We start from the raw sequence: 14,967 nt of genomic DNA on the forward strand, positions 1-14,967 counted from the left end.
CACGTCGACACGGTTCGGTTCGATCCCGGCCAGAAATTTTTCCGGACAGGTGATCCGCGCGCCCCGTCGGTCCGTACTGGATGGGGGAGCAGGGGTCGGCCGGTGGTACGCCGCCGCGAGACGATCGAGGAGCACATGGCCCGGGCACAGCAGAACCAGAAGGCGGCCACCGTCCGGACCAGCGCCAGCAGTCGGGGGGTGCGCACACCGTCACGGTCGGCGGCCACCCTGCTGATCGCGTCGGTGCTCGCCGCACTGTGGGCGGCGATCATGCTGACGGGCGCCGGGCAGACGGCGTACGCGTACGGTTTCTTCTTCACCGAGTTCTTCGCCGGGGTGATCTCCCTGGTGGCGTTGAGTCTCACCGTGATGCTCGGCCTGCTCGCCACCGACCGGCTGGTGCTGCGCATCTCGCACCGGGTGCTGATGCAGTCGGCGCACCGGGCCACCGGCGTACTGGGCGTGGCCGGGCTCGGCTTCCACGTCCTCACCAAGATCGCCACCGGACGGGCGGCGGCGACCGACGCGCTGGTGCCGTTCGTCGGCGGCCGGGGGCTCTACGTCGGGCTCGGCACCGTGGCCGCCCTGTTGATGGTCAGCGTGATCTGGACCGGCATCATCCGGGCCCGCTTCGCCGGCGTCGGTCCGAAGTGGCTGTGGCGAACGCTGCACTCCACCGCGTATCTGGCCTGGCCGTTCGCTGTCTTTCACGGCCTCAACGCCGGTCGGGCCGCAGCGCCCTGGGTGATGTTCAGCTACCTCGGCTGCATTCTGCTGGTGGTGCTGGCCCTGCTGGTCCGGTTCTCGGTCACCATCGGTCGACGCAGCCGCGAGCAGCACCAGGCCGCGGTCCGCAACGCGGTGATGGCAGGCCGGGCCGAGGAGGCGAAGACCGCCCGATCGCTGCTGGCCGGGTTGGGTCGGCGCAGCAAGGCCGCCGACAAGCGTCCCGCCTGGGCGGAGACCACCACCGCCACCTGGGCCGCGCCGGCCGCGCGGCGTGACCCCGAACGGTTCACCGTCCCGGTGGTGCCCGAGCCCGGTTCCCTCGTCGAGCCGACCCGGCCGAGCCGACGTCGACGGGAGGAGGAGCCGGCGGCCCGCCGCGACACCGAACGGTCCTCACGCAGCCGGCGGACCGAGGAGACCACGACCAGCCGATCGGCCCGCCGCAGCGTGGAGGACACCGGCACGTTCCGACGCGACGAGGAGGAGCTGGAGCCGGTGAGTCGGCGACGCGCCTCGCGCACCCGGGACGAGGACGTACCGACCGGCCGGCGACGCGCCGACGAGGTCACCTCTGAGCGGTCCCGTCGCCGGTCCCGCAACGAGGACGACGGCAGCCGTTACTCCGCGCCGCCGCAGTCGAGCCTGGACGAGCCCGAGGAGCCGTGGGACAGCCCGCGCCGGTGGCAGGCCGACGAGCCGATCTCCGCCGGCCCGGTCTCCAGCAGCCCGATCTCGGCCGGGCCGGTCTCCAGCAGCCCGATCTCGTCGGCGCCGCGCAGCGGCAGCGGCCGGCACAGCGCCGAGGACGACCTGCCCGAGGAGCCGGACTACTGGCGTCCGCCGGCCCGGTACGTGCCGGACGAGGTGCCGCCGCCCGTCGACGACACCCCGACCCTTGTCGACCTGGCGTCCCGGCGCGCTCGGCGGGCGGCCGGCGAGGGCCGGTCCGCCAAGCGCCGCAAGGCCAGCGCCGACGCGGTGGACGGGGCGTACTGGGCTGGGCTGCGGGGTGAGGCGAAGTGATGCGGACGACGGTGCCACCGGTCGCCTGCGTCGGGGAGCCCCGGCTCACCGCCGGCTTCGCCGAGTTCGGTCGGCTGGACCTGGCCGCGCACGAGGAGGTGCACGGCCCGATCGGCCCGATGGAGCCGGCGCAGCTTCTCCGGCTCGCCGAGGGCATGCAGCTCAAGGGCAAGGGCGGGGCGGGTTTCCCGTTCGCCCGCAAACTGCGCGCGGTGCTGGAGTCCTGCGAACGGCAGGACCTCGCCGCCGTCGTGGTCGTCAACGCCACCGAGGGGGAGCCGGCGAGCTGGAAGGACAAGGTGCTGCTCACCCGTGCCCCGCACCTGGTCCTGGACGGCGCGGCGCTTGCCGCGTACGCGTTGGACGCCGACGAGATCGTGATCGGCGTGGCCGACGACGGGGTCGGCCGAGACTCGTTGATGGATGCCCTCGAAGAGCGCCGGATGCCGGTGCTGACCACGATCGTCACCGTGCCGCACCGGTTCATCTCCGGCGAGGGCGGCGCACTCGTCAACGGGATCAACGGGCTGCCGCACATCCCGCCCGGCACCAAGAAGCGCTCAAGCGACTCCGGGGTCAGCGGCCTGCCCACCCTGCTGTCGAACGCCGAGACGTACGCGCAGCTCGCCGTCGGCGCGCGACTCGGCCCGTACGAGTACGCGGCCCTCGGCACCGACGACGAGCCGGGCACCGTGCTGCTCACCGTGACCGGCGCGGCGGGCCGGCCGGCCGTGGTGGAGTGCACCGCCGGCATGCCGCTGCGCGACGTCCTCGACCTGTGCGAGGTGCCGGAGACGCAGGGCATCCTGATGGGCGGCTACCACGGCAAGTGGATCACCCCGGAGGCGGCGGAGAAGGCCGAGGTGTCCCGCAAGGGCCTGGCCGCGGTCGGCGGCACCCTCGGCGCGGGCATCATCATCCCGCTCGGCGTCGACACCTGCCCGCTGGGTGAGGCCGCCCAGGTGGTGCGCTATCTCGCCGGGGAGTCCGCCGGCCAGTGCGGACCGTGCAAGATGGGCCTGCCGGACCTGGCCCGCGCCGTGGACCTGGCGGTGGCCGGGAGTCAGCCGGCCGAGGTGGTGCGGGCCGCCGCCGGCGAGGTGAAGGGGCGGGGCGCGTGCAGTCATCCGGACGGCACCGCCCGGTTCGCGCTCTCCGCGATCGAGGTGTTCGCCGAGGACCTGCGGCTGCACAGCACCGGTGACGGCTGTGGCCGGCGGGTCAAGGGCGTGATGGGGCTGCCGGGCGCACCCGACGCGAACCCGCAGAAGCTCACCCTGGACTGGTCGCGCTGCGACGGGCACGGCCTGTGCGCGCACGTCGTACCGGACTTCATCCGGCTCGACGCGAACGGATATCCCGCCTTCCCACCCACCCCCGTGCCGACCTGGCTGCGGGAGGGCGCGCTGAAGGCGGTCAAGGTGTGCCCCGAGCTGGCGCTCCGCCTCGCCAAGGCCGAGTAGGGAAGGGCACCTTCTCGCCGAACGAACGGAGACGCGCATGCCCAGCTCGCCCGAACGGAGGCGACCGTCAGGGGTTGGTGCGGCCCGCCGTGCCGGCACCGCCGCGGCGCTGGCCGCCGCTCTGCTCGGCGCGGCCTCCTGCACCGGCACGGCCAGCCCGCCAGCGGCGGTCGCCGGTACCGCGCCGGCCACCACCGGTGCCGCGGCAACCCCCACCGCCACCGCGACCGGCTCGCCGCCCCCGGCGCAGGTTCCGGACGTGCTGCGCTTCACCGGCACCACCCTCACCGGCACGGCGTTCGACGCGGCGCAACTCGCCGGCAAGCCGGTGGTGCTGTGGTTCTGGGCGCCGTGGTGCGCCACCTGCGCCAGCCAGGCCTGGACGGTGGCCGAGGTCGCGCCCCGCTACCGGGACACCGTGCCGATCATCGGCGTCGCCGGGCTGGGTGAGCAGCGGGCCATGAAGGAGTTCGTCACCGAGTTCGACCTTGCCGGGACGCCGCAGCTCGACGACCGCAAGGGCGCGCTGTGGAAGCGGTTCACGGTGACCGAGCAGAGCATCTTCGTGATCATCGACCGGAACGGCACGGTGATCCACCAGGGCTTCCTCGACGGTGAGGCGCTCGCCACCCGGGTCGCCGCACTGGCCGGGGCGTGACCACCCCCCTGCTGCTCGCGCTGACCGCCGGCATGCTCGGCGCTGTCAACCCGTGCGGCTTCGCGTTGCTGCCCGCGTACCTCTCGCTGTTGGTCGCCGGGGCGTCGGACGCCCGCGGCGCGGTCGGCCGCGCGCTCACCGCGGCTGCCGGGCTGACAGTGGGGTATGTGCTGGTCTTCGGCGCGTTCGGCCTGGCGCTCGCGCCGCTGGCCGGCTGGCTGCGCCCCCGACTGCCCTGGCTGACCGTGGCGCTCGGCGTGCTGCTGGCGGTGGCCGGCTGCTGGCTGCTCGCCGGCCGGCGGCTGCCCGCGCCCGGCTGGTCCACCCGCGCGCCCCGGCTCACCCGCTCCTGGCCGTCGATGGCCCTGTTCGGCGCGGCGTACGCGCTGGCGTCGCTCGGCTGCGCCATCGCGCCGTTCCTGGCCATCGTGGTGACAAGCGTCCAGGCCGGCTCGACCGGGCGCGGGTTGGCGCTGTTCGGCGCGTACGCCCTCGGGATGGGCCTGGTGGTCGCGGTCGCCGCGCTCGGTGTGGCGCTGCTGCGCGACGGTCTGGTGGCCCGGCTGCGCGTCGCCGGCGCGCTGGTGCCCCGCCTCAGCGGCCTGGTGCTGCTGCTCGCCGGCGGGTACGTCGCCTGGTACGGCTGGTACGAGCTACGGCTCGCCGCCGGCCGCCGCGACGCCCTGCGGGACCCGGTGATCCAGGTGGCGTCGGAGGTGCAGCACGCCCTGGCCGACGCTCTCGACGCCATCGGCCCCACAGTGTTGCTTGTCGTCCTCGTCCTGCTCGCCGCGCTGGGCGTGTGGATGCGTCGACGGGGGCGCGGGGCGGCCCCGGCCCCCGTCGAACGGATCGGCTAGCGCGGGGTCAGGCGGTCGGTGCCCAGGCGGTCCTGGAGGACCTTGGGGATCAGCACCGAGCCGTCGGCCTGCTGGTTCTGCTCAAGGATGGCCGGGAAGAGCCGGCTGGTGGCCAGCGCCGAGCCGTTGAGGGTGTGCACGAAACGGGTCTGCTTGCCGCCCGGCTCCCGGTAGCGGATGGCCGCCCGACGGGCCTGGTAGTCGCCGGCCCAGGAGACCGACGACACCTCCTTGTACTTGCCGGTGCTCGGCATCCACACCTCGATGTCGAGGGTCTTCTTCATCGACGCGCTGGCGTCACCGGCGGAGAGCAGGCTGCGCTGGTAGTGCAGGCCCAGCCCCTCGACCAGGCTCTCCGCGTGGGCGAGCATCTCCTCAAGCGCGGCGTCGGCCTGCTCGGGCAGGGTGAACTGGAAGATCTCCACCTTGTTGAACTGGTGCCCGCGCACCGTGCCGCGCTCGTCCGAGTGCGAGCCGGCCGACTCCCGCCGGTAGCACGGCGTGTACGCGAAGGCCTTCAGCGGCAGCTTCGGGGTCTCCAGGATCTCGTCCTGGTACGCGCCGAGGATCGCCGTCTCCGACGTGGGCAACAGGAACTGCCCGCGCGGGGCGGACTCGGCGTCCAGGTGGTAGACGTCGTCGTAGAACTTGGGGAACTGCCCGGCGGCGAAGCCGGCCGAGTCGAGCAGCAGGTGCGGCGGGAGCAGGAACTCGTACCCGGCCTTGACGTGCTGGTCGATGAAGTAGTTGAGCAGCGCCCACTCCAGGCGCGCGCCGATGCCCGTGTAGATCCAGAAGCCGGAGCCGCCGAGCTTGACCCCGCGCTCGTAGTCGACAAGGCCCAACGCGCGGCTCAACTCCACGTGGTCGCGGACCTTGTCGATCACCGGCGGCGCGCCGAAGGTCTTCACGACCCGGTTGGCTTCCTTGCCACCTGCCACCACGTCGTCGGCCGGCAGGTTGGGCAGCTCACTCATCGCCGTGCGCAGCCGGACCTGCACCTCGTCCAACTGGGACTCCAGCTCGGCGAGCTGCTTACGCTCGGCCTCCGGTGCGGCGGCCTGCGGCTCCTCGCCGGCCCGCTTCGCCTGCGCGTACGCCCGGGCCTCCGCCTTGCGGCGCTGCCGCTCGGCGTCGATCTCCGTGATCAGGGCGCGGCGTTCCTGGTCGAGCCGCTGGATCTCGTCCAGGGCCCGGGTGACCTCGGCGGGATCCAGACGCTTCGCCAGCGCGGTCGCCACCGCCTCGCGATCCTTCCGGATCAACTCCATGTCGAGCATGCTGCTCCGTACGCCTCCGTCCGGGGTCACAGGTGAACCACCAGATGCTACCGTCGCGGGCTTTTCCTCCCGGAACGGGGAGTGCGGGCGGCAGGCTCAGAGCCGGATCGGCATCAACACCGAGTAGGTGTCCGCGTCGTCGGTGCGGCGCACGGCCAGCGGGGCGATCGGCCCGTCCAGCTCCAACACGAGCTGCGGCGCGCCGGCCGCGGTCAACGCGTCGAGCAGGTAACCGCCGTCCACCCCGACCCGCAGCGCGTCGGTGCCCAGGTCGGCGGCGGGGAGCAGCCGCAGCCCGCCCTGGTCGTCGACGCCGAGCACGGTGACCGCCCGGGTCGTGCCGTCGTGGTCGCGGGCGACAGTGGGGGCCGCCGGGTCGGCAAGCGCGGCGCGCAACGCCGCCACGTCCACCGGGATCCGGCGCGCGGTGGGCCGCTCACCGACTGCCTTGCGCAGCAGCCTGCGGTAGTCCGGGAAGTCGTACGGCAGGGCGGTGCCGGTCACCGTCCGTCCGGCCACCAGCACCCGCAGCTCCGCGCCGGCCACGCTCACCCACACCGGCCGGGCGTCGGTGGCGTCGAGCAGCGGCCGGAGCTCGTCGACGAGGGCCACCGGAACGAACACCCGCGCCGGCGGACCGTCGACGTCAGCGGTGGCCCGGGCGACCGCGAGCCGGTACCGGTCGGTGGCGACGAGCCGCACGCCGTCCGGCTCCACGTCGAGCAGTACGCCGGAGAGCATCGGCAGCTCCGGGTCGACGCCGACGGCGAAGCGCACCGCGTCGAGCGCGGCGGCCAGGTCGGCGGGGGAGAGCAGCAGCGTGGTGGTGGCCGGCCGGGCCGGGTCGACCAGGGCCCGGAGTCGGGCGGCCTCCCGGCGGGCGTCGGTGAGCCCGTCGGCCAGCCGGCGCAAATGCGTGTCGAGCAACTGGTGCACCGCCGCCGGCTCGGCGCGTACCGCCGCGGCGATCTCCGGGACCGGCATGCCGATCCGGCGCAGCCCGGCCACCAACCGGGCCGGCGTGATCTGCTCGTCCGTGTACCAGCGGTAGCCGGTCACCGGGTCGACCAGGGCCGGCTCCAGCACCCCGGCCGAGTCGTAGAAGCGCAGCGCGCTGACGGTCAGGCCGCTGGCGCGGGCCAGCTCGCCGATGCTGTGCAGGTCACTCACGCAGGGCATCCTGCCCCCTCGACCCGGTCGAGGGTCAAGCCGAGGGCTCCAGCGTCTCCTGCTCGAGCACCCGGAAGGTGAGCCCGGCCCGGATCAGCCGGTCCAGCAGCGCGTCACCCATCGCGGCGACCGGGGTGAGCTGCCCGACGGCCGGCGGAAGCTCGTCGAACGCCAGGCAGAGCGCCGACTCGGCGAGCATCTTCGCCGTCTCGTCGTACCCCGGGTCGCCGCCGGCCACCTCGGTGACCACCCGCCGCCCGCCGCCGGTGCCGACGAACCGGACCCGGAACCAGGACGCCGCCCGTTGCTCGACGGTGGGCCCCTGCCCGGAGGCGAGCCGCCCGAGCAGCCAGCGTCGGGTGGGCGGCAGCTTCACCAGCCCGACCAGCGCGCCGAGCCCGACCGCGCCGGCCAGCACGGTGGGCAGCCGCTTCACGGCGGCGAAGTGCCGGTACCGGAAATCCGGGCCGTACTCCGGTCTCGCCGCCGCCGACCGGCGGACCACCTGCGGGTCGATTGTCGGCAGCGGCACGGTCCAGATGCCCAGCTCGGCGGAGCGGGCCAGCCGGCCGGGCACCGCGCGGACCCGGCGGTCGGTGGGGCGTGGCTCGACCGCCCGGCGCTCCCGGGCGGCCCGGCTGGCCTGCCCGGTACGGGAGAACGCGGTGAGCGCCGAATGGTAGGTGCCGGCGGAGAACCGGCCGCCGGCGCGGACGTAACCGTCCACGGTGATCGGCATGTCGGCGGGCAACCGCTTGACCGTGAACCAGACGCCCAGGTCGTGCGGGACGGAGTCGAACCCGCAGGCGTGCACAAGTCGCGCCCCGGTGCGGGTCGCCTCGGCGTGGTGGCGCACGTACATCAGGTCGACGAACTCCGGCTCGCCGGTGATGTCCAGATAGTCGGTGCCGGCCGCCGCGCAGGCCGCGACGAGCGGCTCGCCGTGGTGGACGAACGGGCCGACGGTGCTGGCCACCACCCGGGCGCTCTCCGCCACGGCCCGCAGCGAGTCGGCGTCGGTCACGTCGGCGGTGAGCAGCGGCAGGTCGGCCAGTGTCGGGTCGACCGCGGCGAGCCGGTCCCGGGCGGCGGCGAGGCGGCCCGGGTTACGCCCGGCCAGCGCCCAACGCAGCCCGGCCGGGGCGTGTCGGGCCAGGTAGTCGGCGGTCAGGCCGCCGGTGAACCCGGTCGCCCCGAACAGCACCACGTCGTACGTTCGCTCCCCAGCCATCCCCAGAGTGTGCCATTCGCGGTCCCCGATGGCAGTGGACGAGCAGGGGCGTCAGGGCGTGAACACGGCTCGTACGCAGCCGTCGGCCCGGTCCCGGAACAGCGCGTACCCGTGGGGGCCGTGCGCCAACGGCAGCCGGTGGGTGGCGAGGTGTTCGGTGCGCAGCTCACCGCGGGCCATCCGGTCCAGCAGCATCGGCACGTCCCGCAGGTCCGGCCGGGCGGCACCGCGCAGGGTCAGCCGGCGATCGGTCACCGCGCCCAGCGGGAACGCGTCGACGAACCCGTCCGTCGCGCCCAACAGCACCACCACACCGCCCTTGCGGCACGCGTGCACGGCCTCGCGTCCCGCGTCCGGCCGGTCGGCATGCCCACCGAACCGCTCGGGCGGCGACGCGCCGACCGCCACCACGCACACGTCCGGACCCCGTCCGCCGCTGCGGTCGCGCAACTCCGCCGCCACGTCGGTGCGCCGGTAGTCCAGCGGCTCCGCGCCCACGTGCCGCTCGGCCATCCGCAACCGCTCCTCGTGCCTGTCGACGACGAGCACCCGGGCGGCGCCGCGCAGCACCGCCGCCCGAGCGGTCAACTGGCCCACCGCCCCCGCACCCCAGACCGCCACCACGTCACCGGGACGCACCGCGCCCAACTCGGCGGCCAGCCACCCGGTCGGCGCCGCGTCGGCGGCGAACAACGCCGTGTCGTCGTCGACGGTGTCCGGCACCCGGAAGGCGCCCACGTCGGCGTACGGCACCCGCACGTACTCGGCGTGGCCGCCCGCGAACCCGCCCGCCGCCCGGGGACGACCGAAGCAGCCGGCATCCGAGCGTCCCCAGCCGGGGTCGGCGCTCGCCGGGTCGGCGTGGGCGTTGTCGCAGCAGGACTGCAGGCCCTGGCGGCAGTACCAGCAGCCGCCGCAGGCGACGCTCGCTCCGACGACCACCCGATCGCCGCTGCGGTGCCGGCGGACCCCGGGGCCGACCTCGACCACCTCGCCCAGGAACTCGGCCCCGAGCACGTCGCCGGCCCGCAGCAGCGGGTTCCGGCCGGCCAGCAGTGGCAGGTCCGCGCCGGAGGTGGCGCTGCGGCGGACCCGGACGATGACGTCACGCTCGTTGCGCAGCTCCGGGTCGGGCACCTCGCGTACCGCCAGCTCGTCGGCGGCCACCCAGCACAGCGCCCTCACCCGCGGACCTCGGGGCGGTCCAGCGCGGACCGGTCGGCGCGCAGCACCTCGCCGGCCTCTACCCCCTGCTTGACCTGGCGCAGGGCCCGGCGGACCAGCAGACCCGGGTCGTCGCCGACCAGGTGCGCGGCCAGCCCGACCGGCGGGGTGACGCCGGCCAGTGGCCGGGCGGCCAGCTCGGTGCCCCGGTCGCCGGGCGCCGGCCGCACCCGCACCTCGACCGCGCCGTCCAGGCGGCGCAGCGGTTCCGGCCACCGGCCGGCGGGAAGCACCTGCTCGGGCGGCCGGTCGACGGTGACCACCTCCCACCGGGGCGGGGTGACCGGGTCGCGGTCCCCGCCGCCCCGGCCACGCCACCGGGGTACGCGCAGCCGGCGCAGCCCGGTCCTCGCCGCACCGGCTCGGCGGCGCAGCCCGGTCCTGGTCGTGCCGCCGAGGGCGGGTCCCGCCCGCGCCAGCCGTCCCATCACTCTCACCGGTCCCACGTCCTCCCCGTCCACGTCCCCCGATCGTCGGTCCCGGTCGGGTGAAGCGTGCTCGCCCGGAAGGGGTGAACCGGCCCGCGCCGGGTAACCGCTCGCCGACCGGGGGCGGAGCGTGGTGGGGGTGGGGCCGAGTGCCAGAGCAGCAGAGTCGCGTACGCGTCGACACCGCGGCGGGGCACCCGGTGCAGCCGCCGCTGCTGGCGTCCCGGCTGACCCCGGCCGTGCCACCGGAGCCGGTGCTGGCCCGGCCCCGGCTGCTGCGCCGGCTGGACGAGGGCACCGCCGGACCGGTCACCCTGGTCGCCGCCCCCGCCGGCTGGGGCAAGACCACACTGCTCGCCACCTGGGCGCGGCTCGACGGGCAGACGCCCGACGTCGAGCCGGGGGCGGTCGTGCCCGACTCCGGTGACCTGTCGGTGTCGCCCGAGGACAGCCCGGTTTCGGCCTGGCTGTCGGTGGAGGACGGCGACGACACCGACCGGCTCTGGGCGTACCTCGCGGCGGTGTTGCGGACGGCGACCGGGTCGGCCGAGGGTGGTCCGGTGCCCGACCGGCCGCCCCGCCCCGACCAACTGGAGCTGTTGGCCGCCACCCTCGCCGCCGCGGACCGGCCGGTGCTGCTGATCCTGGACGACCTGCACCGGGTCGCCGACCCGGCGGCGCTGAGCGGCCTGGAGTTCCTGCTGCGACACGCCGGGCAGCGACTACGCCTGGTGATCGGGGCGCGGGCCGGGCTGCACCTGCCCCTGCACCGGCTCCGCCTCGCGGGCGAGCTGACCGAGATCGGCCCGGACGACCTGGCGTTCACCACCGACGAGGTGGCCGATCTGCTCACCGCGCACGGCGCGGCCCTTCCGGCGGCCGACGTGCACCAGTTGCGCGAGCGCACCGGTGGTTGGCCGGCGGCGCTGCGCATCGCCGCCCTGGCGGTCCGCGGTCAGAGCGACCCGGGACGCTGGGTGGGGCAGTTCGGGGGTGACCAACCGGAGATCGCCGGGTACCTACGCGAGGAGGTGCTGGCGACGCTCGACCCGGCCGAGGTGGACCTGCTGCGCCGGACCGCCGTCGTCGAGTCCGTCTGCGCCGACCTGGCCGGCGCGCTGACCGGCCGCGCGGACGCCGGGCAGGCGCTTGCCGACCTGGCCGGGACCGGTGGTCTGCTGCACCGGGAGGACACCCGGCCGCCGTGGTACCGCTGCGACCCGCTGCTCGCCGACCTGCTCCGCGCCGACCTGGCCCGGCTTCCCGGCCCCGAGGTGCGCGAACTGCACGTGCGGGCGGCCGACTGGTACGCGGGCGACGGCCGGCCGGCAGACGGTCTGCGGCACGCGCTGACCGCCGGCCGGTGGGATCTGGCCGGTGACCTGTTCGTCGCGCACTGGCCGGAGCTGACCCGGTACGACAGCGATCCGGTGCACGCCCCGGCCCCGGTGGCCCCGCCGACGGAGGTGATCCGGGCCGACCCGGAGGTGGCTCTGGCCTACGCGGCCGAGCGCGCGTACGCCGGCGATCTTCCGGCCGCCGCCAGTCACCTGCGCGCCGCCGCCGAGCACGCCGCCGGCCTGCCCGTGCCGCGCCGGCAACGGTTCCTGCGGTTGCTCACCGCGCTGGAGCTGACGGTGGCCCGGCTCGCCGACGACCCGGTGGAGGTGCGGGCCGCCGCCGCCCGACTGCTGCGGACCCGCCCGCCGGGCGCGACGCCGACGAAGCTGCCGGGCTCCGCGTCGACAACCGGTTCCGCGCCGACGTCAGGTGGAGGCGACGCCGCCGACGACGCCGACCTGCGGGCGTTCACCGGCACCGCGCTGGGGCTTGTCGAGCTGGCCGGCGGCGCGCTGCCGACCGCCCGGTTCGTCCGGGCCCGGGCGGCCGCCCGGGAGGCGGGCCGGCCGCGTACCGAGCTGGTCGCCGCCAGCCGCGCCGCGCTGCTGCTCGCGGTCCGCGGTGAGCTGCGGGCGGCCGAGCAGGCGGCCCGGGACGCGCTGGGCATGCCGCCCTGTCGGGGCTGGTCCTGTCGGCTCGACTGCGCCTACGCGTACCTGGCGTTGGCCCAGGTGGCGCTGCTGCGCGACCAGCCCGACGAGGCCACGGCGAACCTCAACCTCGCCGGCCCGGCGCTCGGCGTCACCGCAGGCCGGGTCGGCGGCTCCGTGGTGGACGCGGGCGACGGCTGGCTCGCCGCGGCTCCCGGCGAACCGGTCGCCGCCGCGGTGGCCGCGTTGTGTGGGGCGCAGCTACACCGCGACTCCGGTGACCCGGCGGCGGGTCAACGACTTCTCGTCCGGGCCCGGGAGGCGCTTGTCGACACGTCGTCGGAGTTGACCGGCCTGCTGCGGGCCGCCGAGGCCGAACTGCGCGCCGAGCGGGGCGACCTGGACGCCGCCCGCGACCTGCTGGGCGTCACCGACGCGGGTACCGACCCGGTGGTCGCGGTGACGGCGGCGAAGGTGGAGCTGCAGGCCGGCGACGCCGCCGGCGCGGGCCGCGCGCTGCCGGACTGGCGGGCGCCGGCGGCCACCGCCTGGCCCCTGCCGGTACGCCTGGACGCGGGCCTGCTGGACGCGGTGCTTGCCGAGCGGGCCGGGGACGGGCGTCGGGCGGGCCGGCTCCTGGAGCAGGTGCTGGATTTGGCCGGGCCGCAGGGTTGCCGGCGGGTCTTCACCCACGCCGGACCGCCGGTCCGGGACCTGCTGGCCGCGCACCTGGACGCGGGCACCGCCCACTTCGCGCTGGTCAGTGACCTGGTGCGCGGGGCCGGCCCGAGCGCCGCCCGACCGGCCGCCGAGCCGAGGGGCGCGCTCGACGAGCCGCTCACCGAGCGGGAGTTGACCATCCTGCGCTATCTGCAGAGCATCCTGTCCAACGTGGAGATCGCCAGCGAGCTGTCCCTCTCGGTCAACACGGTGAAGACCCACGTTCGCAACATCTACCGCAAACTCGACGCGACCCGCCGGCGTGAGGCGGTCCGGCGGGCGCGCGAGTTGCGACTGATCTGAGCGGGTCGACGGTCAGGCGTCTGTCGCCGCGTCCACGGCCGCCAGCAGGTCGGGCAGGTCGTACCCGCCCTCGTGGCGGACGCCGTTGACGAACAGGGTGGGGGTGCCGTTCACCCCGCTGCGGATGCCGCCGACGAAGTCGCGGCGCACCCGGTCGGCGTGCGTCCGGTTCTCCACCTCGGCGTTCAGCTCGTCCGGTGGCAGGCCGACCTGCTCGACACCGAGCGAGAGGTGCACCGGGTCGAGTTGGTCCTGGTGCTCGTAGAGCCAGTCGTGCATCTCCCAGAACCGGCCCCGGACCGCGGCGGCCTCGGCCGTCTCGGCGGCGCGTTCGGCGTACGGGTGCACGTTGGCGATGGGGAAGTAGCGGTAGACCAGCCGTACGGTGTCGGCCCGCTGCCGCAGCATTTCGTGCAGGTTCGGGTACGCCGCACCGCAGAACTGGCACTGGAAGTCGCCGTACTCGACGACCGTCACCGCCGCGTCGGCCGGCCCCCGGACGTGGTCCTCGGTGGTGACGGGGTCCCGGAGTCGGGCGGTCACCTGCAGTGGCGTGGTCATCCGGTCATCACCTTCCGATCGGCGGCGAGTTGGTCGAGCGCGTCGAAGATTCCGTCCGCGCCCGGGTTGACGTCGGGCGGCGAGACGTAGCTCCAGGTCACCTGCCCGGCCGGGTCGAGCACCACGAGTGCGCGGTCCGCCTCACCCTGCGAGTTGTACGCGCCGTAGCGGCGGGCCACCTCGCCCTTCGGCTCGAAGTCGGCGAGCAGGGGGAACTCGATGCCCCGACTCTCCGCGAACGCCCGGTGTGACCAGATGCTGTCCACCGAGATGCCGAGCACTGCCGCCTGGTACTGGGCGAAGACGGGTGCCGCCGACTGGTAGAGCGACATCTGGTCGCCGCACACCGGGCTCCAGTCGGCCGGGTAGAAGGCGAGCACGACCGGTCGTCCCCGGAACTGCCCGGGCCCGGTCAGGGCCCCGTCCGGGGTGGCCGGCAGTGTGAAGTCGGGCGCGGCGCGCCCGGGTCGGATCAGCCCGTTCGGATCACTCATGCCCCCAGCCTGCTCCCGGGGTGGGTGAGACCGGCTCACCCACCCCGGGTGGTTTCGCGCTCGCTCAGCGCAGCACCGGGGCGACCGCGATGTGGTTCTGCACCTCCCGGATGCCGGGGGCGGACCAGGCCACCTGCTCGACCTCGGCCCGTTCGGGCATCGAGTGCACCAAACCGGCGAGCACCGCGGTGTCGCCGTGCACCCGGACGCTGATCCGTTCGGCCTCGGTCGCTCCGGCTCGGGCGAGGGCGTCGACGATCCGATCGGCCAGATTGCGGCCGTCCGGTGCGGCGGCCGGCCGCACGGTGATGCCGTTGCTCAGCCCGCGTACGCCGGTGAGGCGTCCCACCGCCCGTTCGGCGGCTCGGCGCTGGTATTCCCACTCGACCTCGCCGTGCAGCGTCACCCACCCGGCCGAGACGGTGACCTGGAGCTTCTCGATGGGCACGAACGCGTCCCATTCCAGCGCGTGGCTTGCCGCAGCGGCCAGGTCGGGGTCGGCGCGCTCGGTGCCGTTGGTGAGTTGCACGGCCAGGTCGTTGGCGACCGCCCGGACCCGGGCGACCCGGTGGGCGGCCCGTTCGGCGGCCCACTTCTTCGCGTAGCTGTCCACCCGGCCGGTCAGCGTGACGACGCCCTCGGCGACGGTCACGCCGATCTCGTGCGGTTGCACCCTGGGTTCCCAGGTCAGCTCGTCGAGTACGTCGGATTGGATGTCCTGGTCGGTGCGGTCGATCTCGGCGATCGCCATCTGGCCTCCTCCCTGCGTGGGTGGCGGACCGGTGGCGGCTGCGGCCGGAGGTCCGCCGGGGTCCGAGCCTGCCGACGGGTC

At 75.0% G+C, this 14,967-nt stretch carries 13 protein-coding genes; 5 read left to right on the top strand and 8 right to left on the bottom strand.

What is annotated here, in order from left to right; genetic code table 11:
* Positions 1 to 102 precede the first annotated feature (102 nt).
* From AB0F61_RS15845 to AB0F61_RS15860, 4 genes are read left to right on the top strand one after another with little or no spacing between them, the layout of a single operon-like run.
* On the top strand, positions 103 to 1,752 hold the full coding sequence (locus AB0F61_RS15845; protein ID WP_357809547.1) for a hypothetical protein: 1,650 nt from the start codon (positions 103 to 105) through the stop codon (positions 1,750 to 1,752).
* Complete coding sequence (locus AB0F61_RS15850; protein ID WP_357809550.1) at positions 1,752 to 3,215, top strand: NADH-ubiquinone oxidoreductase-F iron-sulfur binding region domain-containing protein; 1,464 nt, start codon at positions 1,752 to 1,754, stop codon at positions 3,213 to 3,215. Before AB0F61_RS15845 ends, AB0F61_RS15850 begins: the two co-directional genes overlap by 1 nt.
* Before the next feature lie 37 nt (positions 3,216 to 3,252).
* The gene (locus AB0F61_RS15855; RefSeq protein WP_357809553.1) at positions 3,253 to 3,873 is read left to right on the top strand and encodes a redoxin domain-containing protein; all 621 of its coding nucleotides are present in this window, start codon (positions 3,253 to 3,255) and stop codon (positions 3,871 to 3,873) included.
* Complete coding sequence (locus AB0F61_RS15860) at positions 3,870 to 4,733, top strand: cytochrome c biogenesis protein CcdA (protein WP_357809556.1); 864 nt, start codon at positions 3,870 to 3,872, stop codon at positions 4,731 to 4,733. Before AB0F61_RS15855 ends, AB0F61_RS15860 begins: the two co-directional genes overlap by 4 nt.
* Here AB0F61_RS15860 and serS read toward each other — a convergent pair.
* The 5 genes from serS to AB0F61_RS15885 all read right to left on the bottom strand — a co-directional run bounded on the left by serS (position 4,730) and on the right by AB0F61_RS15885 (position 10,084).
* Positions 4,730 to 6,013, bottom strand: coding sequence for a serine--tRNA ligase (gene serS / locus AB0F61_RS15865; RefSeq protein ID WP_357809853.1), 1,284 nt, complete (start codon positions 6,011 to 6,013; stop codon positions 4,730 to 4,732). The genes AB0F61_RS15860 and serS overlap by 4 nt on opposite strands.
* A 96-nt stretch (positions 6,014 to 6,109) precedes the next feature.
* Entirely contained in the window at positions 6,110 to 7,192 is a 1,083-nt protein-coding gene (locus AB0F61_RS15870; RefSeq protein ID WP_357809558.1) for a MerR family transcriptional regulator, read from the bottom strand.
* Between the two features lie 25 nt (positions 7,193 to 7,217).
* A complete protein-coding gene (locus AB0F61_RS15875; protein ID WP_357809561.1) occupies positions 7,218 to 8,414 on the bottom strand; it encodes a saccharopine dehydrogenase NADP-binding domain-containing protein in 1,197 nt (398 codons plus the stop codon).
* 51 nt (positions 8,415 to 8,465) lie between these two features.
* Complete coding sequence (locus tag AB0F61_RS15880; protein ID WP_357809564.1) at positions 8,466 to 9,599, bottom strand: alcohol dehydrogenase catalytic domain-containing protein; 1,134 nt, start codon at positions 9,597 to 9,599, stop codon at positions 8,466 to 8,468.
* The gene (locus AB0F61_RS15885; protein WP_357809566.1) at positions 9,596 to 10,084 is read right to left on the bottom strand and encodes a hypothetical protein; all 489 of its coding nucleotides are present in this window, start codon (positions 10,082 to 10,084) and stop codon (positions 9,596 to 9,598) included. Before AB0F61_RS15885 ends, AB0F61_RS15880 begins: the two co-directional genes overlap by 4 nt.
* A gap of 131 nt (positions 10,085 to 10,215) precedes the next feature.
* On the opposite strand from AB0F61_RS15885, the gene AB0F61_RS15890 reads away from it, so the two are divergent.
* A complete protein-coding gene (locus AB0F61_RS15890) occupies positions 10,216 to 13,080 on the top strand; it encodes a LuxR C-terminal-related transcriptional regulator (RefSeq protein ID WP_357809568.1) in 2,865 nt (954 codons plus the stop codon).
* Positions 13,081 to 13,092: 12 nt separating this feature from the next.
* Here the strand turns inward: AB0F61_RS15890 and AB0F61_RS15895 are convergent, their stop codons facing one another.
* From AB0F61_RS15895 to AB0F61_RS15905, 3 genes are all read right to left on the bottom strand, one after another.
* Positions 13,093 to 13,641 (bottom strand): DsbA family protein, encoded by a 549-nt coding sequence (locus AB0F61_RS15895; protein WP_357809571.1) that lies wholly within the window; start codon positions 13,639 to 13,641, stop codon positions 13,093 to 13,095.
* Positions 13,638 to 14,135 carry a redoxin domain-containing protein gene (locus AB0F61_RS15900; protein WP_357809573.1) on the bottom strand — a complete coding sequence of 166 codons (498 nt, stop codon included), beginning with the start codon at positions 14,133 to 14,135 and terminating at the stop codon, positions 13,638 to 13,640. The genes AB0F61_RS15895 and AB0F61_RS15900 overlap by 4 nt, the downstream gene beginning before the upstream one ends.
* Positions 14,136 to 14,199: 64 nt before the next feature.
* A complete protein-coding gene (locus AB0F61_RS15905; RefSeq protein WP_357809575.1) occupies positions 14,200 to 14,886 on the bottom strand; it encodes a BON domain-containing protein in 687 nt (228 codons plus the stop codon).
* Positions 14,887 to 14,967 lie beyond the last annotated feature (81 nt).

This window comes from Micromonospora sp. NPDC023888 (assembly GCF_040639415.1).
Classification (GTDB): Bacteria; Actinomycetota; Actinomycetes; order Mycobacteriales; family Micromonosporaceae; genus Micromonospora.

Bases quoted from the DNA above. Each gene is read 5' to 3' on its own strand.
- AB0F61_RS15850 (WP_357809550.1), top strand. From the start codon at position 1,752: ATGCGGACGACGGTGCCACCGGTCGCCTGCGTCGGGGAGCCCCGGCTC.
- AB0F61_RS15855 (WP_357809553.1), top strand. From the start codon at position 3,253: ATGCCCAGCTCGCCCGAACGGAGGCGACCGTCAGGGGTTGGTGCGGCC.
- serS (WP_357809853.1), bottom strand. From the start codon at position 6,013: ATGCTCGACATGGAGTTGATCCGGAAGGATCGCGAGGCGGTGGCGACC.
- AB0F61_RS15870 (WP_357809558.1), bottom strand. From the start codon at position 7,192: ATGCCCTGCGTGAGTGACCTGCACAGCATCGGCGAGCTGGCCCGCGCC.
- AB0F61_RS15875 (WP_357809561.1), bottom strand. From the start codon at position 8,414: ATGGCTGGGGAGCGAACGTACGACGTGGTGCTGTTCGGGGCGACCGGG.
- AB0F61_RS15895 (WP_357809571.1), bottom strand. From the start codon at position 13,641: ATGACCACGCCACTGCAGGTGACCGCCCGACTCCGGGACCCCGTCACC.
- AB0F61_RS15900 (WP_357809573.1), bottom strand. From the start codon at position 14,135: ATGAGTGATCCGAACGGGCTGATCCGACCCGGGCGCGCCGCGCCCGAC.
- AB0F61_RS15905 (WP_357809575.1), bottom strand. From the start codon at position 14,886: ATGGCGATCGCCGAGATCGACCGCACCGACCAGGACATCCAATCCGAC.